This window comes from Autumnicola musiva (genome assembly GCF_031846585.1).
Lineage (GTDB): Bacteria > Bacteroidota > Bacteroidia > Flavobacteriales > Flavobacteriaceae > Autumnicola > Autumnicola musiva.
Window position 1 is genome coordinate 65002 of record NZ_JAVRHK010000014.1, and the last position, 23778, is coordinate 88779.

Here is a 23778-nt window from a genome sequence, read left to right on the forward strand (position 1 = left end):
AATATTTCCTAAATCAATACCCATTAATAGGCATTTTAGGCGTATTGATTATAGGAGGCAAAAAATTAGAGTATTAAAAATAGGGGAGTAAGCATGGTCTTTTACGTCCACCGGAACTGGTTTCAGGCTCTATATAAATATTATTCAGTGCCTGCTATTCTGCTTTATCAGAATGATTTTTTCCCTACTTTCCTAAAAGGACTTTATAAGATTTTGGATATTCAACTACTTTTCCTTCATCAGGAGCAAGAAAAACCGCTTCGGAAATTTCTTTTCCTTCCGAAGAATGAGCAGTTCCCATCCTGCAGGTTCCTTTTTCACTGATTCCGTCCAATTCCAGTCTGATTTCTGAAGAACCTAAATTTAATAGCACCAGAAAACTTTTATTCCCGTTACTTCTGAAGTAGGATAAAAGGTTCTTTTCGCATTTATAAGGGTAATAATACCCTATATGAAGGGCGGGCTCTGCATTTCTTAATTCCAGGAGGTTACGGTAAAGCGCCAAAATACTGCCTTCCTTTTCCAGTTCTGCAGCCACGTTACACTGCTCGTAATTCCCCAGGGGCAGCCAGGGATCTCCTGTGGTAAACCCGGCATTTTTAGAATCGTCCCACTGCATGGGGGTTCTTTGCGGATCACGGCCCAGGTTCTTTCCGGGAACATTTTTTTCATGAGGATCGCGTACCTGTTCAGGAGAAATAGGTACATCTTCCATTCCTATTTCTTCCCCGTAATACATGGTTGGAGTTCCCCTAAGAGTAAGCAACAACATTGCCGCCACTCTGGCCTGTGCTTTGCCAATCCTGCTGGCCAGGCGCGGTTTATCATGATTTCCTAAAACCCAGTTAGGCCATGCACCCTCAGGCAGAGCTCCTTCATAATCATTAACCGCGGCAAAAATTTTCTCTGCGTTCCAGGGCAGCCCGATGAGCTGAAAATTAAAAGGCAACTGTGCTCCTTTATTTCCTTTGCCGTAATACATAATAAGTTTATCCACCGGCAGGTAGATCTCACCAATAAGCACGCGATCTTTATAGCTATCGGTTACTTCGCGCATTTTTCTCACCACCTCATGTACTTCAGGCTGGTCTGTAGAATAAGCAGGGATCAACTTGCGGTAAGGAGACATTTCCGGAAAATAATCGGGATTAGGGGGATTATCCCTAAACTGATCATCTTTTATCATATGCCACATTACATCTACTCTAAAACCATCCACACCTTTATCCAGCCAGAAGCGCATGGCATCAAAAACAGCCTCCTGAACCTCTGAATTTCTCCAATTAAGATCGGGCTGTTCTCTTAAATAAGCATGATAGTAATACTGGCCGGTTTGGGTGTCCAGCTCCCAGGCATCGCCTCCAAACTCACTTAACCAGTTATTAGGCGGACCTCCATCTGCTGCAGGATCTTTCCAGATATACCAGTCTCTTTTTGGATTTGTTTTCGATTTCCTGGATTCCTGAAACCATGGATGTTCATTGGAAGTATGGTTGGGCACCAAATCCAGAATAAGCTTCATGCCTTTCTTATGGATTTTTTTGAGCAGTTGATCAAATTTATCCATATCCCCAAAAAGAGGATGTATACCTGTATAATCACTAACATCATAACCAAAATCTGCCATAGGTGAAGGATATATAGGGGAAATCCATATAGCTCCCACCCCTAAATTTGCCAGATAATCCAGCTTTTGTTCTATTCCGGTTAGGTCTCCAACACCATCTCCATTGCTATCCATAAAAGAACGTGGATAGATTTGATAAACCACCTCTTTCTGCCACCATTTGAAATCACTCTCCTTTATCATAAAAAATTTCTTTTTTCCCGAAACCACCTGTAACCATAGGCAGAGATTTCTATAGGATTTTCCAGGGTTGAACGGGAATATTCCTTATCTGCAAAAATTTCAAGCATTTGCTCTTTCTGATCGAGGTCTAGCTTAATTTCCTGATCCTCATCGCAAAAGTTGTGCATAGCCAACGCCAGTCCGGAATCGGTTTCTCTTAAAATCGTGAGTACCTTTTTATTTCCGGTTTCCATTATTCTCACTTCTCCTTTACCAAATTCGGGACATTCTTTCCGGTAGTTTATTGCCCGGGTGATCCAGTTCAGGAAGGAAGAAGAATCCCTTTGCTGAGATTGCACACTATTAATTTTATATCCATTTGTACCTTCAGCTATGGATTTTCGCACCAGATTTTCCTGCTTAGCTGTAGAAAACCCACCATTTTTTTGAGAATTCCATTGCATTAGCGTACGCACACTGTCCCTTCCCTTCAGGTCAAGATCTTCCCCCATAGAAATTTCCTGTCCGTATCTTAACAAAGGTGTACCCGGCAAGGTGAGTAGCAGGCTGTAAACCATTTCCAGCCGTTGGCGGTCATTGTTAAGCATGGGAGCAAGCCTTCTCCTTATTCCGCGGCCATAGATGCGCATATCCTCTTTGGGTGCAAAAGCTTTAAAAACCTCCTCCCGTTCCTGCTCACTTAACCTTTCCAGATCCAGCTCATCATGGTTACGTAAAAAATTGGCCATTTGTTCTGTTGGTGCATGCGCAGGCAATAATTCTATAGCCTCTGCCAGGGCAGTTGCTTCTCTGCGCGCCAATGCCAGAAAAATGTAATTATTGATATAAAAGTTAAGCAGCATGTGCATTTGATCGCTATCCCCGAAGAAATCTTTATAACGCTTTGGATCTACATCAACCTCGGCTAAAAGCACCGCATCAGTTTTATTTTCCTGCACAGACCTCCTGAATTTTCGCAGAATGTCATGAGGGTCATCTTCAAATTCTATATTCCCCTTTTTACGGAGCATATGGGTAACTGCATCCATTCGAAACCCGGATATTCCAAGTTTGAGCCAGAAATGCATAATCCGCATAATTTCATCCTGAACATCGGGATTAGAAAGGTTAAGATCTGGTTGAAAAGGATAGAAAGAATGGTAGTAATACTGCCCTGCTTCTTCATCATAATGCCAGTTGGTACCGTCCTGTTCTTCGCCAAAAATGACATGAGTCCCATCTTCTTCGGGCTTTTCATCTGCCCAAATATAGAAGTTCCGGTACCTGGAATTTTTATTTTTCCTGGCTTCCTGAAACCAAAAATGTTCTTCGGAAGTATGATTTACCACCAGATCAATTATCACACGAATTCCGATTTCTTCAGCATTTTCAACAAATTCAGCAAAACGGCCAAGATCACCCAGGCGCCTGTCCAACTGATAATAATCACGAACATCGTAACCGTTATCACGATTGGGAGTATCGTAAAATGGCAGCAGCCATAGGCAATCCACCCCCAGGTGTTTCAGGTAATTTAGCCGGTGGCGAAGCCCTGTAAAATCTCCTACCCCGTCTCCATCGGAGTCCATAAAGGATTCTACATCAAGACTATAAATTATAGCGTTTTTGTACCAGAATCTGCTCATAAGAATTGTTTTCCCTCCCTAAGCTATAAAATTATGACAGGCAGGAATCATAACAATTACTAAACGTTTTGTAACAGATTGTTAAGCCATAACCTTATCATCAATGGTTTGACAGGTTAAAAAGCAAGTGCTAATCTCTCTCTCGTGGGTAATAGCCCGGCTCTTCACCTTTTATATTGGAAAACATATCATAAGCGCGTTGTACCTGTTCCGGGGAAGTGGTTTGGAATTCCCTTTCGGTTACGTTGTACACCTGCTGTAAAGAATCAAGCTTTTGATGAAGCTTTTGCTGTACTTCAGAATAACCGGGATCATTATAAATATTGTTCCTTTCTTTAGGATCATTTTCCAGATCGTACATTTCCCACTGGTCTATATCATCATAAAAATGCATAAGGACATATCTATCCGTTCTTACACCATAATGTTTCTTCACCATGTGAAAGGCCGGAAAATCGTAATAATGGTAGTAAATAGCATCCCGGAAATTTTCAGCCTTTACCTCTCCCTGCAAAACAGGACGAAAAGATTTTCCCTGGAATTCCTCCGGAATGGGGGCACCGGCATAATCCAGGAAAGTTTCGGCAAAATCGAGATTTTGGGTTAAGGCATGAACTTCTTCCCCTTTATCTATATGGCCTGGGTATTTCATAAGCAAAGGCATCCGGAACGATGGCTCATACATATAACGTTTATCAAACCAGCCGTTTTCACCCAGATAAAACCCCTGATCTGAAGTATAAACCACCAGTGTATTTTCATCCATGCCGTTTTCCTTAAGATAATCCAGGATTTTTCCAACTCCGTCATCAACAGCTTTTACCGTGGCCAGATATTCCTGTAAAAACCGCTGTCCTTTCCATTTATCCAGGACTTTCCCCTGCAGATTTGCCCTGTGCATGGCATCATTTTTTGGCTGATAAGCACTGTCCCATGAAGCACGCTGTTGCGCAGTCATCCGGCTAAATTCATTATTCCAGGGATCATGGGCCAGCTCCGGACTACCTTCTTTAAGTGTCATTTTAAGGTCGTAACCTTCATACATATCTTTATAGATAGTCATTAACTGGTCCCGCGCGGCAACCTGAGTAGAATCAAATTCACGGAAATAAGAATCGGGAAGCGGAAATTCGGTGCTGTCAAACAAGTTTGCGTAGCGTAAAGGCGGCATCCAGTTACGGTGCGGTGCTTTGTGATGGACCATCAAAAAGAAAGGTTTATCTGTAGATTTTTGCCCTTCCATCCAGGCGATGCTTTTATCGGTAATAATATCTGTGGTATATCCTTCAACCTGAACAGTATCGTTATTTTTAATAAAATCGGGGTTATAATAATGCCCCTGATCATTCAAAATTTCCCAGTGATCAAAGCCGGTTGGTGTGGTTCCCAAATGCCATTTCCCGATAACTGCCGTATTATAACCATTATCGCGCAAAACTTTTGGCAAAGTAACCTGGGAACCATCAAACTGGTCCCCATTCATCCTAAACCCGTTTTCATTGCTGAACTGCCCGGTAAGGATGGTTGCCCGGCTGGGACCGCATAATGAATTGGTACAATAATTCCTGAAAAAAGTTGCGCCGTCTTCAGCTATGCGGTCAATATTTGGCGTGGGAGCAAGCTTGCTGAGCGGGTGACCGTAAGCACTAATGGCCTGCAGGGCATGATCGTCAGACATTATGAACACGATATTTGGCTTTTTAGCGGTCCCGGTTTCTTTACTTTCTTCTGAAGCGGAGTCCTTACATGCCACAACAATTATGGAAAGGCAACCACTGAAAAACAAGAATCTCAAAAATCTATTCATAATGCTGAATTTAAACTGAAGTTATTATCAATTATTCTGAATATTACTACTACGCTCGTGTTTGTTCTGAAGTACGAATCTCCTCAATTCTGGCCTTCATTTTCTTTATCCTTTCAGGATATATTCATTATAAAGATTTACCTTTTCTGAAGGATCTTCTTTAAGGTTATATAACTGGGCCGGAGGGGCATAAAGTGACAGTAACTTCATCTCCTTTTTTATAAACCTGAACTTTTATTGGTATTGCTTTGCGTAAGCCCCTGAACACGGGTTTCAACAGGTTGCAAAGAAGGCAGATCACTCACGGGCTTGTTGAGATAAAAATAGGCTGTAGCTGAAACATCATCTTCTCTATAAAAATTTGTCCATCCTTTAGGAGCATCCACATCGTTAATATTTATATTGGAATCCTCTCCTAAAAGTTGATAGAGTTTTTTTTCTGCATCTATAGTCACCGGCTGAAGTTTTGCACCATTCTTTACAAATTCTTTAACTATGTCCTGGGGGGCGCCACCCATTTGCTGTACGGTAACTTTTATATCATCATAGAAATAAACCGGGTCCGGCACGTGATACCGATAAAAGGCAAATTCTCCATTCTCTTTGTCGGCGATGGGAGAACCGTGATATTGTTGCGAATAAGCGCCCTGCCCATAGGCGGTCCCAACATAATCTTCGGTTCCCGAACCTACCAAAGTTGGAGTATCGGTATCCCCATCAAGAAAAATCTTTACTTCTCCTTCCCCAAACCAGGAATCTTTATAATCTTTGTTGATGGTCACCCCCATGTTAGTCCCAAGGAATCTTCCTTTTCCCTCTACATGCGGCAAAATTTTAAAATCCTCTCCTAATTCCGTTTGCGGAACACGGTTCCAGTATGAATGAAAATAAAGCAGGTCTTCAGGATGTTCTTCAAGCGTAAGGTTTACATCATAAAATAAAGCTTTCAGATCTTTCTGTGACTGATTTACGACTTCAATTTTTGCACCTTCTTTAAAAGGCATGGGTATAAAACAAAGAAAGGCCCTCCCTTCAGGATCGGCAAAAAATACACTTTCAAAAGGGACTTTTTTGCCCAGGCCTACCCCAAAAAAATCACCTATTGGAACGGAAACCGCAGGTTTTTCTTCATTATCCCAATACATATTGATAACTAAAGAACGTAACATTTCCGGACTGCGATCACTAAAAGTAAGCCATATTCGTTGCACCGTTCCGCTTCCATCAATATCCAACAAGTTTATACTTTCTCCTGCATTTATCCTGTTGAAGGGATGTCCTTTGGCTCCTTTGTTTTCCAAACCTCCGGCAGACTTTTCAGCTCCGCGATTTTCAAAACTGGACCAGCGGGTTTCCACCTTTTTCTCAGGCATTTCATAGATTTTCTGAGCAAATGAGCATAAGGGAATACTAAAAATAAATAAGAAGGAAAATATTCCGGTTTTTATCAATTGAAATTTTCTCATGTGTTTAAAATTTAAGTTGTTTTTAATACCCCTCCGGCCTCTGTTCACCTCCCCTTGAAAAAAGGGGAGGTGCTATTGTTCAAATTTTACTACTCTACATGAAGCATTTCACTTCTTTCTGAAATTCCATTTTCACTGAAGGCTTCCACCTGGAAATAATAATTCTGATCTACATTTAATGCCCGCAACTCATATTGATTTTCAGCATAGATCATTACGGAATTGTTCAGCTTTTCCTTTTCTATTCCCCAATATAAGACATAACCCATGGCTCCGGGAATTTCTTTCCAGCTTACCTCGGCATTTCTTTTATCTTCCTGCCTTAGAACTTCAAATTCTGAGGGTTGCTTCGGAAGTTTTCCGTAGCCTTTTCCAAAAATCCGAAATTCTGAAATTGCCAGGTATTTATTAGGCGTATCAACATTTTTGTAGCGAATGTAGCGGGCATCTGCAGGTTCATCCAATTCAATATAAGCATGTGGCTGGTCTCGAAGATTTTCAGAATAATCCACCAGCGGTTTCCAATTTTCCCCGTCCAGGGAAGATTCGATTATAAATTGGTGTTTCAAACCTTTAACCCTTCCGAAGAGGTTGGCATTAAATTCCTGAAAGTTAACCTGAAGGGCATTGACTTTCATTTTCTCTCCGAGATCGATGCTTACCTGTAGCGAATCGTTATTGCCATTGGCCACCCAAAAAGTACTAATATCTTCATCTACCAATTTGGTAGCGTCGTATTCAGTATCTTTTGGAGTCAGCACAGGCTCCATAGTAGGGCCTATCACTCTCTGTTGTATGCCTTTTTCTATTACAGAATTGGCAGTAGTCTTTTTATTATAGGAGAGCAGCATCCAACCCGCAAAGCGGTTTCTATGTTCATCTACATCTGTTCCAGGTAAAAACTGCGGATAATCTCCGTAGGCAGTATTTACATACATTTCTCCATCCTCTTCAAAACCTGCAGGAAACAAACCAATCCTTCTTTCAAATTTATAATTAACAGAAATCGGCATAGTAGCAAAATGCCAGTAATTGCCATTATTATCCTGCACCGTACTGCCATGGCCTGCGCCGGTCAGGAAGCCGCCAGGTTTATAAGAAACAGGATTATAGGGTGCATATTCAAATGGCCCTAACGGACTATCACTGGTGTAAACACCATCGGCATAAACATTAAATTCGGTGCCGGGGGCGGCATATTGCAGATAATAAGTGCCGTTGTGTTTGGTCATCCACGGCCCTTCCAGGTAAGGAGCCATATCTGAAGTATGATTCTCCCCAAAGCGTTCCCAGCCGTGCTTTTCAGGATGCAGGCTTATTAGAGGCTGCTCCTCTCCTATTGGCATATAGTAATTATCCGGATCCAGCTCTACCCCATGCAAGGGATGGACATTGGAAGACTCTTCATATAAATAAACCTTCCCGTCATCGTCCACAAAAAGCGCGGGATCCTGGATTTCAATAGGAATAACGCCGAATTGTGTTTGCCAGTCGCCCACTTCAGGAGTATCGGTTTTAATTACTGCCATTCGCCCGGAAGGATCGGCAGCCACAAGTACCTCATCACCTTCAACAGCAGCGGCCGGGGCATTACTTCCGTTAAAATACCAATTTTGAGGAGTGATGAATTCCCAATTGCTCATATCGTCTGAAACCCAATAACCAAAAGACCTGGTAACAAACATGTAATATTTGCCCTTAAAGTTGATCACCGCAGGATCGGCACCCGCCCGGTAGGAAACACCCGTATGGGTATGCAGTGCCATGTAGGTATAATCTATATCTACCGGATTGCAATAAGTTTTAAAATCACGTTTTTCCAAGCCATTTTGGGCGAAAATTAATGGAGCTATCATAAAAGCTACCAAACATCTCATATATTGATTCTGAACAGTTATCATAGTGCTTAAAATTCGAAATTTCAGAAGACCAGGGATTAATTCCAGGCGTTCCATTGTATCTTCATATTTTATTTGAACCCCTTGATATTCTTCAGAAGAAGAATATCAATGTTCAATTTTATATAATTAACTATTTTACCTTAAAAGCTTTTGTTGTTCTTGGCTCAACCGTTTCATTATTATGATCGTTATATTTTAGAAACTTTTGTTTCATTTTGGTTATAGTTTCTGAATAATTCTCATTATCAATTAGATTATTTTCCTGAGCTTTATCTGTGCTTAAATCATACAGTTCTGTGGCTTCATTGTCCCGGTTAACCATCAACACAAGATCATCTTCCCGTATTGCTCCATCATAGGCAAACCCCGCCTGGTATAATACAAAATCGTGCAATTTTTTATTTTCCGGTTGTTTACCTAACAAAATTGGTAAGATGGAGGCACTGTCTTTTGCCTGGTCTTCTGCCATATCCTGCCCGGTAAGCTCATACATGGCGGCAACCCAATCATGGCCAACGATTACCTGATCTGAAACACTGGCAGGTTTAATTCTGGAACCTTCTTTTGATCCGTCTCCCCATTTGGCAATGAAAGGAACACGATGACCTCCCTCATAGATGGAAGCCTTATAATCCCGAAAATGGCCGTTATTATCGTGGTCTTTATTTCCGTAATGGGTAACGTTTGGCCAGAGAGCTCCATTATCGCTTGTAAAGATGATAAGCGTATTATCTGCAATCCCTTCTTCTTCAAGTTTGTTAATAATCTCCCCTACCTGAAGGTCCAGTTCATAAACCATATCTGAAGTTACAGCACCAGTTTTTCCATAAACCTGTTTATTTATAGTAGAGGGATCTCCATCAAAATCAAAAGGTGGTGTATGCGGAACATGAATAGCCTGAGAAGCAAAATAAAGCATAAACGGTTGGTCAACATCTTTTTTATCATTTTCCCTTTGATGCCTGTCTATAAAATTAACGGCAGCACTAGTCAAAATTATTCCTGCCTGGCTGGAATCATAGTCTTCGTCACCACGCGCCGGGACTTTTCCTGCCTCTACAATTTCTGAAAGACCGTTATCACTAACCCGGTAGAATCCATTTTTTAGCAATCTTGTACTGGAATTATCAGCAGGATTTCTGGGATCGATTGGTTTATAATGCCCGTTTTCAAAATAAGCAAATGGCTCATGCTGAATTCCACTTAGAAGCCCGAGACAATAATCAAAGCCATGTTCATTCAGGCCATCCTCAACCCCACGGCTATAATCCATGGTATTTAACTTATCTTTTTCTGTAATTAATTTTCCATCTTTATCAAAAACATCTGCTCCCAGATGCATTTTTCCGAAGAAAGCGGTTTCATATCCGGCATCTTGCATAATTTCTCCAACCGTGATATGCTTACCGGCCTTAGTACGGTCTCCATTAAAACTAAACCCTGAACTAAAATTTGCATCCCAACTTCCTCCAGGCCTGCCATTTCTGTAGGGATAACTTCCGGTTAAGAAACTATATCTGGAAGGCGCACACAATGCAGCCGGGGAATGAGCATCGGTAAATCTTATTCCCTGAGCTGCAAGACTGTCTATATTAGGAGTTGGAACTTTGCCTCCATAAACTCCAATATCTCCATATCCAATATCATCAGCGAGAATGAAAACCACGTTTGGCAAAGATGCTTTCCTGTTATCCTGAGCAAATAAAAAAAAGCTCAGCAAAAAGAACATCAATGATAGAATATTTTGAAATGGTTGTCTTCTCATAATTAAAGAATTACTGATTCAAAATAAATGATTTTGCAAAGGTATTATCTGAACTTCCGGCGATGAAAAATTCAAATTCCCCGGGTTCAAAAACATATTCCAGATTTGTATTGTAAAACTTCAAGTCTTCAACACTTATGGTAAAATCTACTGTTTTTGACTCTCCTTTTTTCAGGGAGATCTTTTTAAAACCTTTCAGTTCTTTAAGCGGGGGGGTTATGCTACGCACTTTATCATGAATATAAAGCTGAACCACTTCTTCTCCGTCAAAATTGCCGGTATTGGTAATAGTGGCACTAAGAGTGATTTCGCCATCGGAACTTAAATTATCTGAACTGGAATTTACATCAGAATATTCAAATTCGGTATAACTCAATCCATAACCAAATGGTAATAATGGTGAATTTGGAACGTCGAGATAATTTGATTTAAATTTTTCGAATTCTCCTGAAGCAGGTTCCGGTCTTCCGGTATTTTTTTGAGCATAATAAATTGGAATCTGTCCCACATTTCTTGGCCAGGTAGCGGTGAGTTTTCCCGAAGGATTATAATCTCCAAAAAGCACATCGGCCACGGCATTACCGGCTTCCACACCCGGGTGCCATACCTGTAAAATACTCACCGGTAAATCCATTTCTTCAGAAATCACCAAAGGTCTACCACTCATTAACACTAACACTACCGGTTTTCCGGTTTTTACTAATTCCCGTATAAGTTTTTTCTGGCTTTCGGGGATAGTAATATCGGTTCGGCTGGCCGCTTCCCCGCTCATTTCAGTAGCTTCACCTACAACTGCAACAATTACTTCAGCGTTTTTGGCCGTTTGCACAGCTTCTTTTAAAAGAGCTTCGGAAGACTTCTTATCTATTTCAACACGCGGCCCAAAAACGTTAACTTTTTCAGCCAGTTTTGGATCATCAGTAATATTAGCACCCTTCGCATAGGTGATTTTCGCATTTGGAGCTACATTTTTTAGCCCCTGAAGCACAGGCACCGAAAGTTGCGGATCTCCCGTAGGAGCCCAGGTCCCCAGCATGTTATTCTTATTATTGGCCAATGGACCAATTAAGGCAATTTTCGCGTTTTTCTTTAGCGGAAGAATATTGCCTTCTTTTTTCAGTAACACAAAAGATCGTGCAGCAGCTTTCCTGGCCACTTCACGGTGTTCTTCTGAAAGTATATCCCTTTCAGGACGTGTTTCATCTAAATAAAGATATGGGTCTTCAAATAATCCAAGTTTGTATTTTGCTTCTAAAATCCTGCGTGCAGCAGTGGTAATGTCTTCTTCAGTAACCTTTTCTTCCTCAAGTGATTTTTTTAAAGTAGTAAGAAAACCTTCTCCTACCATATCCATATCCAAACCAGCTTTTAACGCAAGGGCAGAAACAGCCTGTAAATCTCCCATTCCATGGGCAATCATTTCATTTAAAGAAGTATAATCTGAAACCACAAATCCGTTAAAACCCCAGCGATCCCTTAGAAGACCTGTAAGCAGCCACTTGTTGCCAGTAGCGGGAATACCATTTACATCATTAAAGGAAGTCATTACGCTACCTGCACCGGCATCAATAGCAGCCTTGTAGGGAGGCAGATATTGATTGAACATCTTGAGTTTACTCATGTCTACGGTATTATAATCCCGGCCGGCTTCGGCAGCGCCATAAAGGGCAAAATGTTTAACAGTTGCAATCATGGTAGTAGGATTAGTAAGGTCATCTCCCTGGTAACCCTTCACCATAGCGCGAGCTACTGCAGAACCTAAGAATGGATCTTCCCCGGCACCTTCAGCAATCCTTCCCCAGCGGGGGTCCCGGGCGATATCCACCATAGGCGAAAAGTTCCAGTTAATACCATCGGCGGTAGCTTCGGTAGCCGCGATAGATGCAGTCTTCTGAATTAATTCCATATCCCAGCTGGAAGAAAGCCCGAGTGGAATAGGAAAAGTGGTTTTATATCCATGAATCACATCTGAACCAATAAGCAACGGGATTCCCAATCGTGTATCATTAACCGCATATTCCTGGGCTATACGGATCTTTTCAGGCCCGGAAACACCAAAAAGTCCGCCGACTTTTCCTGCCTTAATCTTATCTTCCACATTTTTACTTACCACTGCCCCGGTAGCCACACCGCCGCCTGGCGTAAGCAAATTTAACTGCCCTATTTTCTCTTCCAGTGTCATTTTAGAAAGCAATTCTTCAACTTCCTGAATTTTACTGCCTGTTTGGGCAAATCCGGAAATGGTAAAAATTACTCCAAGGATTAATAATGATAACTTTCTATTCTTCATTTTTTTCAATTTCGTGTTTATTAATTAGAGATTTTGAAAACAGCCATGGCAACAGGTAAGGCTCAGCTAATGCCGAGTCCCAGCTGTTATGATTATCTTCAGGATAGAGGGATAATTTGGCATCACGGCCGCTGGAATTAATTTCCCGGGCCATCATTTTTGAAAATTCCGGGGGAACCACATTATCCTGCTCTCCGTGAAAAATCCAGATTTCAAGATCTTCTTTATATTTATCAATCACCGCTGGATCTGCCGCGCCACAAATGGCAAAAGCCGAGGCAAACATTTTGGGTTTTCTGGAGAGAATTTCAAAAGTCCCCATTCCGCCCATAGAAAGCCCGCCAACGTAAACCCTGTTCTGATCCACAAATTTTTGTTGTGTAACAGAATCCATAAGCGAAATTGCCATTTTCATAGAAGTAGTAGGTGCTTCAAGATTTTTAAATTTGAATTGCAACGGAAAACTATCCCTGTTTACCTCAACATTTGCCCAATAATCATCTTTTGGTACCTGCGGAAAAATAACAATTGCCGGAAATCTATTACGGCTTTCCTCTTTCAGAAATAAACTGCTGCCATGCACCAGTTGCGATTCATTATTACTACCACGTTCTCCCGCACCATGCAGGAATAACATTACCGGATATTTTTCTTCTTCGGAAAAATCCTTCGGATAAAGAATACGGTAGTTAAGGGTATCATTATTCCGTATAAATTGTTCCCTTTTAAAATCTTCTTTATTCTGCGCTATAGTAGCGGCAGGGCTAGAAAATAGTCCCATTAAAATGATAAAACCACCGGTAAAATTTAAAAATTTTTTCATGTTTGCTTATTGTAATTCCACATCAGTAAAGCTAAAATTGTGTTCTTTTTGCTCTTTGAATTTCTGCAGCCATGGAGAATATGTTTTAACTGATATAGTATTATCCTTAACTTCTATAATTCGTAAAAATCCGTTCCCTCCATTTTCAGAACCCTCCACCCCTTTCTGGTAATTAGCCAGCATTTGATAAACTTTGTTTCCGTTTTTTCCAGTGCTCACTAATGTACCCACCCCGGATTTCAGGATATGACCGGAAAACACCATTTTGATATTTTCATATTGACTTATCAGCTTTTCCCAAAGCTGTCTGCCGTTATTTGCCGCTTCTTCACCTTTTTCTTTCCCTATGCCGTAATCTTTCGGCTGCCACCAATCTTCCTTATCATGAAGAGTACTGTCACTAAATAAATAAGCATGAGTGACGAGAATCACATTATGATCTTTATTCCGGCTTATAATTTCGTTCGCCCATTCTACAGTTTTATTCCTGGGGCCAAATTCTAATGATAAAACCATCCAGCTTTTCCCGTTAACATTAAACTCACTACATAAATTTTCTACCGTACCTTTAGGAAAAGACTCCACAAGATTGGGAATTTCATTTGGAGAGAAATATTGATTTGCCATTGTTGTATTCCTAACATCAGCAAATTTTCCAGGTTCACTTCCCATATCGTGATTACCTAATGCAAAAGCGAAAGGCACTTTTCCTTTAAGAATTTGAAATCCTTTTTTTGCCGTTTCCCATTCCTCTTTATTGTTATTCTGGGTAATATCTCCTACATGAAGGGCGAATGAGAAACGATCTTTATTTTCAGCAATCCATTGCATCTGGTCCAGGTAAATTTCAGGGTACTCTTCTACATAAGTCTGAGTATCCGGCAGCACCACAAATTCAAAAGAGTCCTGTCCCGAAGCTGAAAAACATAGCAGAAAAGCCGCCAATAAGAATACAGAATTACAGATCCTGTTATTATGCAACTTCGTTACTCTCATAACTTTATTCTCTATTAGAAGTGAACTCCAGTTTATCCAATCCCTGCTGTATTTCAGGAGCACGCATAAAAAGATCCCAAATAAGGCCGGACCTGTAATTTTCTATCATTACCACCTGCGGCCCCTGGTCTATTGCCAAATATCGAGGAGCAACCCATTCCTCTCCTTCCAGGCTATATGCATCGTAAAAACCGGCAGGTCCCCAGAGCAAATCTTTCAAATCAGTATAAAAATACCTCATAGCCTTTATTGACTCTTCGGGGGTATAAGGGAGGGAACTTACTGCAGCAGTTGGTGATACCACGCCCCTGTCATTATCGGGAGAATGTGCCGTATAACCGATACTCCCGTCTTCATTGCGCGTGTAACTGGCAGTAAGCCCCCATGACCGCGGACTGTATGTCTCATAATTTTCCGGGTTCTCCACACAATATTTGTAGTTGATCTTACTGTGGTTTACATTAATATCCCAATAATTAGCATATTTATCGGTTAAGCCGTTTGGATCCAATCCCAGGTAGGAGTAGTGCGCCCAAAAAAGCGGACCACCTTTCTGCCCGGAAGTATTGTGTTTTAAAATCAGCGGCAATCCATAGGCTTCATTTTCGGTAGTAATATCTCCACTTCGAGCCCAGCCATCATGATATACTGCCGGATCAATAGCATGATTAGGAGAAGAAGCCGCCATCACATAAGTAATAAGACATTCGTTGTAACCTTCGATCATGAAATTTTTCTCAAAGCCAAATTTCGGCGACCAATGCCATAAAATCCCATCGCGATTATTGGTGTACCAGTTCCATTCTATACTATTCCATAGCTCATCATATTTTGCAGCAACCTCCTGTTCTCTTTCATTCCCATTTTGAAGATATTCCCTTACTACAAGAAATCCCTGAGCCAGAAAGGAAGTTTCTACAATATCACCTCCATCATCCTTTTCACTAAAGGCGCTGGTTTTACCGGTTTTACCGTTAATCCAATGCGCCCATGCACCGCGATAACGATCTGCATTTTTCAAGAAATTCGCTATAGTATCCAGACGATCCAATGCTTTATCCCGTGGGATAAATTCCCTTTCTATTCCTGTAACAATGGCCATAAGTCCAAATCCTGTCCCGCCTGTGGTAACAACATCCGGATCATTTTTAGGATAATTGCCATCGGGATGGTATCTTTCCCGGGCCATACCGGAATTAGGTTCAGCAAAATCCCAGAAATATTTAAGGGTTTGCTTTTGAACGGAGTCCAGCAATGCTTCTTCTGAAAGGGAGTTAAGTTTATTATCTGCCGCTTGAACTTTTTCTTTATTGGAGCCATTCTTACAACTGATAAGAACTGGCAACAGGACAAAAAATGTTAGGAATGACTTATAATTAAGCATAGTGATTTATTCTCAATTTAGTACGGATAATTACAAGTTCTGCGCCCTTAAAAAAGAACGCAGAACTTCAAAAGATTAAGGTGGGGCTACCAACCGGGGTTTTGTTCCATACCCGGAGTTTGGATAAGCTGATTGTTAGGAATGGGAAATAACCAATGGCGTTCCTCAAATTCTTTACCAGCTTCAGCCATAGCTTCCGGAGCCTGGCCTGTACGAATAAGATCGAACCAACGATCATGTTCAAAAGCAAGCTCCAACCTTCTCTCGTTCCAGATTTTTTCAATTAATTCTTGTTGGCCAAGACCACTTACAGGTTCAAGATCCACCCTGTCCCGAACTTCATTAAGCGCATCCATACCAGCCTGCAGGTTACCCAACTGAGCTTCAGCTTCAGCTTTTATTAGAAGAATTTCCGCATAACGCAAAACCCTAATATTTTTATCGCCATCACTAGCAGCCAGATTTGAACTGGAATATGCTTTTTCATTATACATTGGATTTGCAGCCGCTGTACTCACTTCTAAACCATCCCAAAGGGTTTCGCCCCTAAAAATTATAGTTGCGTTCTTACGAATTTCATCTCCTTCTTCATCAAAGGCTTCTACGAGGTTCTCCGAAGGGACATTGAAACCCCATCCATTGATAATACCATCACTTCTTGGAGCCTGAGTTTGGGAATATTGTTGAACTCCGTGGGCTATAGCTTCACCTCTTGCCTGAATTTCAAAAATGGACTCTACCCCGTTTTCTGAATACTCTCTCCATATGTCTTCATAATTAGGTTCCAAACCATATTCTCCTGAATTAATAACAGCATTGGCATTTTCTAAAGCTGCAGTCCAGTTTTCCTGATATAATTGCACTTTAGCAAGCATAGCCCGGGCTGCACCCCTAGTTGCCCGACCTAAATTATTTGCCGCATATTCACTTTTAACCGGCAGTACACTTATAGCATCCATAAGATCTTGTTCGATATAAGCGTACACTTCCTCCTGGGAATTTCTTTCTGACAGGTCCACTTCGGGGTCAACAACTTCTTCGCCATCAATAAATTCAACTTCCCCCTGTATAGTGACATCACCAAAAGAGCGAACTAAAAAGAAATAAGTATAAGCTCTTAAAAATTTAGCTTCCGCGATTAATCTTTCTGTATTGGGCCCGCCTTCTTGTTGTGCAAATGCTATGGCATAGTTTGCCCTACCTATGGTTTTATACCAATGCTCCCACATAGCTTCTAAAGATGGAGCGGTACTGGTGTAATTTAGTTCATCAAAAAAGTGTTTGTCAGTTCCGGTTGAACCAGCATTAGCACCTTTATCAGCATTATCAGAAACAATCTCAGTTAGAGCAAGATAGGAAAATGCATATGGCCATTCCGTAAACATTCCATAGACTCCGGTAACAAAATCCTCAGGAGTAAAGTTTTCATCTCTATCTTCAGCTGTAATATTTTCGCGGGAATCTACATCAAGAAAGTCTTCGCTACAGCCTATAGCTACTATAGATATAATTCCTAAAATTGCTAATCTGTAATAATATTTGATTTTCATATTTCAGTAATTTGATATTATAATTGAATATTAACTCCCATCAAGTAAGTACTCGTAAGAGGATAGGCATTTAATTCTACACCAGATAATCCATAAGGGCCCTGTGCATCAGGATTGGTAGGATCGTAACCACTTAGTTCAGGGTTAAATCCGCGATATTTAGTAAAAAGTAAAGGATTTTGAGCGGATACATACACCCTTACGTTTTTTACAAAATCAGAAATCTCGGGAAGGGTGTAGCCTAAAGTAATATTGTTAATTCTAAAGAAATCTCCGTCTTCCAGATAATAGCTTGAAGCTTCTATATCCCTGTTAGCCCCCGGATGTGTATTTGTAGTACCGGGCCCGGTCCAACGATTTAGGAACATATCTTCCGGTATATTCTCACCACCAATTCGGGCGTTTAGAAGAGCATTATAGACCTTATTCCCTCCAACTCCAAAGCCATCCAAGCTAAAATCAAACTGTTTGTAGTCCATTGTGATATTAATACCGTAATTAAATAAAGGTATATAGGAACCCTGGTAAGTTTTATCCCTGTCATCTATAACTCCATCATTATTTTGGTCTTCATATCTAAGGTGCCCCGGAATTGCTCCAGCCAAAGAAGCGTTATTATTTATCTCTGCCTGAGTTTGCCACACACCGTTGGACTCGAACATCCACCATGATCCTAGCGGCTGTCCTTCTTCTAAGCGTTTAGTAATTCTCCCGTTATTAAGGCTACCTCCAATTTGCCCTTCGTAATTGGTACGCACTTGGGTTACTTCATTATCATTATAAGAAAAATTACCGCCTACACTATAGCTAAAATCTTCACCAATGCGATCGTTCCAGTTAACGGCAACTTCTATTCCCTTGTTAACCACTTCAGCACCGTGATCATAAAAATCTGTTGAAAAAGTAGAATTGAGTAACGGTTGAACTTGTAAAATGGTGTTCTCAGTAGTTCTGTGATATACATCCACACTACCTGTTAATTTATAATCTAATAGTTCATAATCCAATCCCAAACTGTATTCACTTACTACTTCCCAACTCAAATTTTGAGCAGGCGAACCTATAAATGAACCAAAAACCAGGTTTTGATCAGGGCCTAAAACATAATTTTGACTACTACTTGTAGGATCTGTTAGAATTTGACTGGTATTATAAGGGATATTAGCATTACCTAATTCTCCCCAAGATCCTCTTAATTTCAGAAAGTTAATACTTTCACTGTCTGCCAAAAATTCTTCTTCGGTTAAAGTCCAGCCCACTCCCAAAGCAGGGAAGGTTCCCCAGTAATCCGCATTATTTTGGAAGGTACTTGAACCATCTCTTCGTAAAGTACCTGTAAAATAATATTTACGGTTAAAGTTATACTGCACCCTTCCAAAATAGGACATGAAATTTGTTGGAGTATAATGGTATTGCTCGACAAAGTTATCATAATCCCCGCTGGCATGTTTTACACTCCAGTACTGCTCCTGTTCAGGAACTTCATAGGTTCGGTAATTATCTTCAAAACCAATACCTATTTGCTCCCGGGAACCTCCAAGGGTCACATCTAAATTATGGTTACCAAAACTGTTGTTGTAATTTATAAAGTTATCCCAGTTATACTTATAGGTTTCTGAAGAATTAAAAGTTAGAGAATTATTTGCATAAGCGAGATTTTCAGGATTCTCCGCTTTAAGCTGATCAAATCGTTCCAATGTCCTGGTAGGATCCTGAGCAAACCAAACATCCCTGGTAGCATTAAATGACCTTCCTCTTGAAAAGATTTTTCTAGCTCCAAAACGGGATGTGAAAGTAAGTTCATCTGTTAAACTTAATTCAGCAGTTACACTACCCTGAATATTAACTGAATTAGATTGGTTATTAGCAAAGTCAAGGGCTAAAACCGGATTACCGTGTTGCGTTAAATTATCTATAGTTTCTCCTTCTCCTGCTACATAAGTGGCTTCACCAGTGGTCTGATTATATCGGGAAGCACCATATCTTCCGTTTGGATAAAAAACCGGAACCAATGGAGATTGACGGTACGCAGTATTAAAAGCACCAAACGGCTTATTATTATTTTTTGTTACAGCTAAATTTAGATTCTGGATAATCTTCAAACGATCATCAAACAGTTTAAAAGTGTTGTTACTGGTTATAGTTGATCTTCTAAATTTTTGATCCTGTAAAACACCCTCTTCTTCATAATAATCATAGCTAAAAAAGTAGTTTACATTTTCACTACCCCCGGAAATATCAAAAACGGTATTATTTACAGATCCAATTTGGGTTATCTCATCATACCAGTTGGTATCATAATCCTGTTGTAAATTTAAAGTATTACCATTAAGCGGAGCATTTTCTTCATTAAAGTATTGGATATATTGGCTACTGTTAGCCATTTCCACTTGATTTAATACAGGTTTTACTCCATAAAAGCTTCTAATGTTCAAACTTGGGACACCACTTTTTCCTTGTTTTGTTGTAACAATAATTACTCCATTTGCTGCCCTTACGCCATAGATTGCAGCAGAGGAAGCATCTTTTAAAAAGTCCATCGATTCTATATTGGATGGACTAATATTCTGAATATCATTAACCGGAACTCCGTCTACTATATACAATGGATTACGACCACCTAGAGCAGTCCCCAGCCCCCGTATACTTACATTGGGTTCTGAGCCCGGCGCACTACTTGTTGTAATATTAACTCCGGCAACTTTACCTTGTAAGGCCTGGGTAGCTGTAGAGCTAGGCTGTCTGGTAATTTCTTCGGAAGAAACCTGGCTAATTGCCCCGGTTAGATCCTGTTTACGCTGCGTTCCATAGCCCACTACTACAACCTCTTCCAGTTCTGAAGCATCCTCTTGCAAGACTACTGAATATTCCCCTTCTGAACCAACAGTTACTTCTTTAGGCTGAAACCCAAGAAAGGTAACTCTAAACACATCCCCAGGCACTACTCCATCCAGGGTGAAATTCCCATCAAAATCTGTTACATTAAAAATTTCCTTATCTATCACCTTTACCTGCGCACCAGGTAAAGGAACACCGCCTGCATCTGTTATAACACCGGTGACTGTTTTCTCCTGCGCAAATCCTGTGATCGTGATAAGAAGCGCTAAAAAGCTTAAAAATTTTAGTTTCATACGGCTATTTATTCATTAATTTAAGCCGAAGATACACCCACAACTCAAATAACCGCAAACGATGTAGTACATAACTACTACATCACTGAAAATACCATTATACCTACCTGATTTACAGTTAAATAACCCATGAATAAATTGAATATTATACCCGATTATTTCTATATGATGTAGTAATGATGTACTTAAAATCTTTAAATAATAAGGACCATTTTCAAGAAATTAGAAATTTTTGATAAGAAAATTTGTGAGATTCTCATTCTTGTCCAAATTCATCTTTTTCCTCAATCTATAGCGATGCACTTCTACACCCCTAACAGAGATTCCCATTAAAGGAGCAATTTCTTTAGAGGTAAGGTTCATTTTGAGGTAGGAACAAAGTTTTAAATCCTTGTTGGTTAGTTTAGGATATTTTTCAAGAATATCTTTAAAGAAATCTTCATGGAGCTCATTAAAATTGGTCTCAAAAACTTTCCATTCATCCTTGTTTTTAATGGCTTTATTTATTTTATTCATAATGTGCTTAAGCCGGAATTGATTAGAAAATTTTTCTCTGTCTTTATCCAATTCCGCCTGAATATCCATTAAAACCTCATTCTTTTTAACCGCCATCATTGTAGAGTTAGCCAACTCTTTCCGCTTAAGATCAATTTCATTCAGCAAGCGTTCCTTTTCCATTTCGTTTATCCGCTCTTTATGCTCTTCTTCAAATTTTTGTTCCAGAAGCCATTGATGCCTATTTAGTTTAAGCCGGTTAAACCAATAAATCAAACCAATAATACCCATAAAAATGAATACATACACCAGCTTCATTAGCTTTGAAAGATACCAAGGCGGATTAATAATAAAGGCGTACTTCATCACCTCAGAATCTTCACCCTGTGGATTTATGCCGAATAATTGCAGTTTATAATCCCCGTGCGGAAGATTTTGAAACTTTACCACTCCATTCTTCACCTCCCCCTGCATCTCCATACTTCCTTCCAGTTGGTACATTAGCATTGAACCGATTGATTCCGGAAGCGCTGCCTGAACAGTTATTTCCCGCGCTTTCTTATATGATATGGAAGGGATGGCATTCAATGGATAATCACCTTCTGTGTCGGCTAACCCAAGTAGTATCGGCTTCGCCACATATTCTGTATTTCGTTCCCTCAGCAACTTCTTCAGGTTTACAGTTGCAAAACCATCATTAAGGGTAATATAGTAAATGGAGTCATTGGCTTTTACAATTCGCTCGTTTCCTTTAACGAGCCTATGGTTTAATTCTGCAGAGGCAACAGAGACTTTCGTGGACTGAAAATCAGTAAAAATTATAGAATTATCCCCTAAATTGATAAACCAAAAATCATCGTTTTCATTAAATAAAAGTTTATGACCCGTATAATCTTCTAATTCTTTAAATATTTCCAGGCTATCTCTAAAAATATTATACCTATACCATTTATTTTTACCAAGCATGGCTATTTGATTGTTGACCCTGAAAACATCAACTTTTGAATTCCGTAGCCCCTTCATGTTCTGCAGCTTCTCAACAGACATTTCCTTTTGAAGATTTACAGATAATTTTATACGATAAGCCCCATCATAAGGGTGCACCGCCCATATAGTATTTTCATCTTCATAAATAATTTTCTGAACTGGAAAGTCAACGCCCTCAAGCTGTTCTATTTCTCCATTAGAAGGAGAAAACATACTTATACCAGTGTAAGTGCCTACAAGATATTCACTCTCTTCCGGGAGTGGTGCAATTTGATAACTGCCGGTACGTACTTCCAGCGGTGAAAAACTATCGTTTTGAACCTCAAAAAGACCGGTATTATGGTTTGCAAATAATCTATCATCCCGCACCTCCAAATTCCACGTGTGTCCCTGCGACCCTCCTATTAAAATGAGATTATTGTCACTATTAAAAGTATAAACCCCGGTGTTACTTGCGAGATAAATGCTGTTTCTGTAAAAGGCGAGATCATACACCGCCCCCAACTCTCCAGTATCATCGGTAAAAAAATGCAGAGAGGAATCAAGATTTATTTTATCAATACCATTATCCAGCCCTAACCATATATGACCATTTTTTCCAGCCATTCCAAGGATAGTATTATTCTGGAGTCCCCTGCTACGGTTGTAAATATTATATTTTCGGGTCTGTAAGTTGTATTGAATAATTCCATTTTTCACAGTTCCTATTATAACTTCATTATTTGAAGCTTTCATAATATGATTAAATTCATAATCACTAATGATATTATTTAATTCTTGATCGGGGTGCAGAGCATATTCTTCTCCGTCAAACCTATACATCGCATCCCTGGTACCAATTAAAAGAGAATCACCCTGAACCAGTATATCCAAAATAGTTTTTCCTTTTAAGACCGACTGGTTTCCCAAAGCCGTAAGTTCCCCATCATCTTCAAGAAAGAAAAGTCCTCTCTTACTTATCGCTACTAGAAGTTTATTACGATAAACAGTTATCTTATTGGTAATAACGTCTTTTACACGAGTAATACTGCTGTCTTTATATTTATAAACTGCTGCAAACGATCGGAAATAAATAGCATCTTTATAAGAAAGAATTTCCCAGAATTCCTCGCTTTGTACAGGCTTATCCTTAAGACCAGACATAAGGGATGTATATTTCATTTTCCCGGTCACGTCCCTCTCCCAATACCCAAACTCTCTGTATGAGCCTGTATATATTTTCCCTTGAAAAGGATAGACAGATCTGATGGTAGCTCCTGTTTCTAAAGGAAAAAGTTCCCATCTCTGCCCATCAAAACTTAATAACCCCTGATGGTTTGCCGAATAAAGAATCCCTTCTTCATCAATCCCTACATCCCAGTTTTGGCTTGCAGCATTATACTCTACAGAAGAATAATTTTGTATGGGTGGATTGAGTTCCTGCCCGGGAACCTCTAAACATCCTAAAATGTTAAATATCAGTATATAAACAACTACTACTTTCACTTAATAAAATAATATTTGTGCAGTTAAATCTTAATCAAATAAGGCAGCAAATATACAACTTTTGAAGAGTTTAGCCCAAACAGGATTACCCGCCCTTTAAAATATAAGACGGATTGAGGGTTATAGGAACTCACGAAAAGAGACCTAAAGAAAATTTTCCGTTAAGGGAGGTAATACTATGAGGATTTCTATTTAAAAATGTAGGTGTGGTTCTACAAGCATTAATTTATAACCTGATAAAGGATAGTAATATTTAAAATCAA

Annotated in this window: 13 protein-coding genes; all 13 read right to left on the minus strand. The window is 40.0% G+C overall.

Annotated features, from left to right (window positions below; genetic code table 11):
• Positions 1-184: 184 nt before the first annotated feature.
• Positions 185-1810, minus strand: a complete 1626-nt coding sequence (locus RM539_RS15650) for an alpha-amylase family glycosyl hydrolase (protein ID WP_311504357.1) — start codon at positions 1808-1810, stop codon at positions 185-187.
• Entirely contained in the window at positions 1807-3435 is a 1629-nt protein-coding gene (locus RM539_RS15655) for an alpha-amylase family protein (protein ID WP_311504358.1), read from the minus strand. Before RM539_RS15655 ends, RM539_RS15650 begins: the two co-directional genes overlap by 4 nt.
• 130 nt (positions 3436-3565) lie before the next feature.
• Complete coding sequence (locus tag RM539_RS15660) at positions 3566-5242, minus strand: sulfatase family protein (protein ID WP_311504359.1); 1677 nt, start codon at positions 5240-5242, stop codon at positions 3566-3568.
• 218 nt (positions 5243-5460) lie between these two features.
• Complete coding sequence (locus RM539_RS15665) at positions 5461-6615, minus strand: glycoside hydrolase family 172 protein (protein WP_311504360.1); 1155 nt, start codon at positions 6613-6615, stop codon at positions 5461-5463.
• A 182-nt stretch (positions 6616-6797) separates the two neighbouring features.
• Positions 6798-8585, minus strand: a complete 1788-nt coding sequence (locus RM539_RS15670) for a family 43 glycosylhydrolase (protein WP_311504361.1) — start codon at positions 8583-8585, stop codon at positions 6798-6800.
• A gap of 154 nt (positions 8586-8739) precedes the next feature.
• Positions 8740-10374, minus strand: a complete 1635-nt coding sequence (locus tag RM539_RS15675; RefSeq protein WP_311504362.1) for a sulfatase family protein — start codon at positions 10372-10374, stop codon at positions 8740-8742.
• A gap of 10 nt (positions 10375-10384) precedes the next feature.
• Complete coding sequence (gene bglX, locus RM539_RS15680) at positions 10385-12664, minus strand: beta-glucosidase BglX (RefSeq protein WP_311504363.1); 2280 nt, start codon at positions 12662-12664, stop codon at positions 10385-10387.
• A complete protein-coding gene (locus RM539_RS15685; protein ID WP_311504364.1) occupies positions 12654-13487 on the minus strand; it encodes a carboxylesterase family protein in 834 nt (277 codons plus the stop codon). Before RM539_RS15685 ends, bglX begins: the two co-directional genes overlap by 11 nt.
• 6 nt (positions 13488-13493) lie before the next feature.
• Positions 13494-14483, minus strand: a complete 990-nt coding sequence (locus tag RM539_RS15690) for a metallophosphoesterase (protein WP_311504365.1) — start codon at positions 14481-14483, stop codon at positions 13494-13496.
• Between the two features lie 4 nt (positions 14484-14487).
• Positions 14488-15867 (minus strand): glucoamylase family protein, encoded by a 1380-nt coding sequence (locus RM539_RS15695; RefSeq protein WP_311504366.1) that lies wholly within the window; start codon positions 15865-15867, stop codon positions 14488-14490.
• Positions 15868-15953: 86 nt separating this feature from the next.
• Complete coding sequence (locus RM539_RS15700; RefSeq protein ID WP_311504367.1) at positions 15954-17417, minus strand: RagB/SusD family nutrient uptake outer membrane protein; 1464 nt, start codon at positions 17415-17417, stop codon at positions 15954-15956.
• Between the two features lie 17 nt (positions 17418-17434).
• Positions 17435-20548, minus strand: a complete 3114-nt coding sequence (locus RM539_RS15705; protein WP_311504368.1) for a SusC/RagA family TonB-linked outer membrane protein — start codon at positions 20546-20548, stop codon at positions 17435-17437.
• Positions 20549-20770: 222 nt separating this feature from the next.
• Entirely contained in the window at positions 20771-23515 is a 2745-nt protein-coding gene (locus RM539_RS15710) for a helix-turn-helix and ligand-binding sensor domain-containing protein (protein ID WP_311504369.1), read from the minus strand.
• Positions 23516-23778 lie beyond the last annotated feature (263 nt).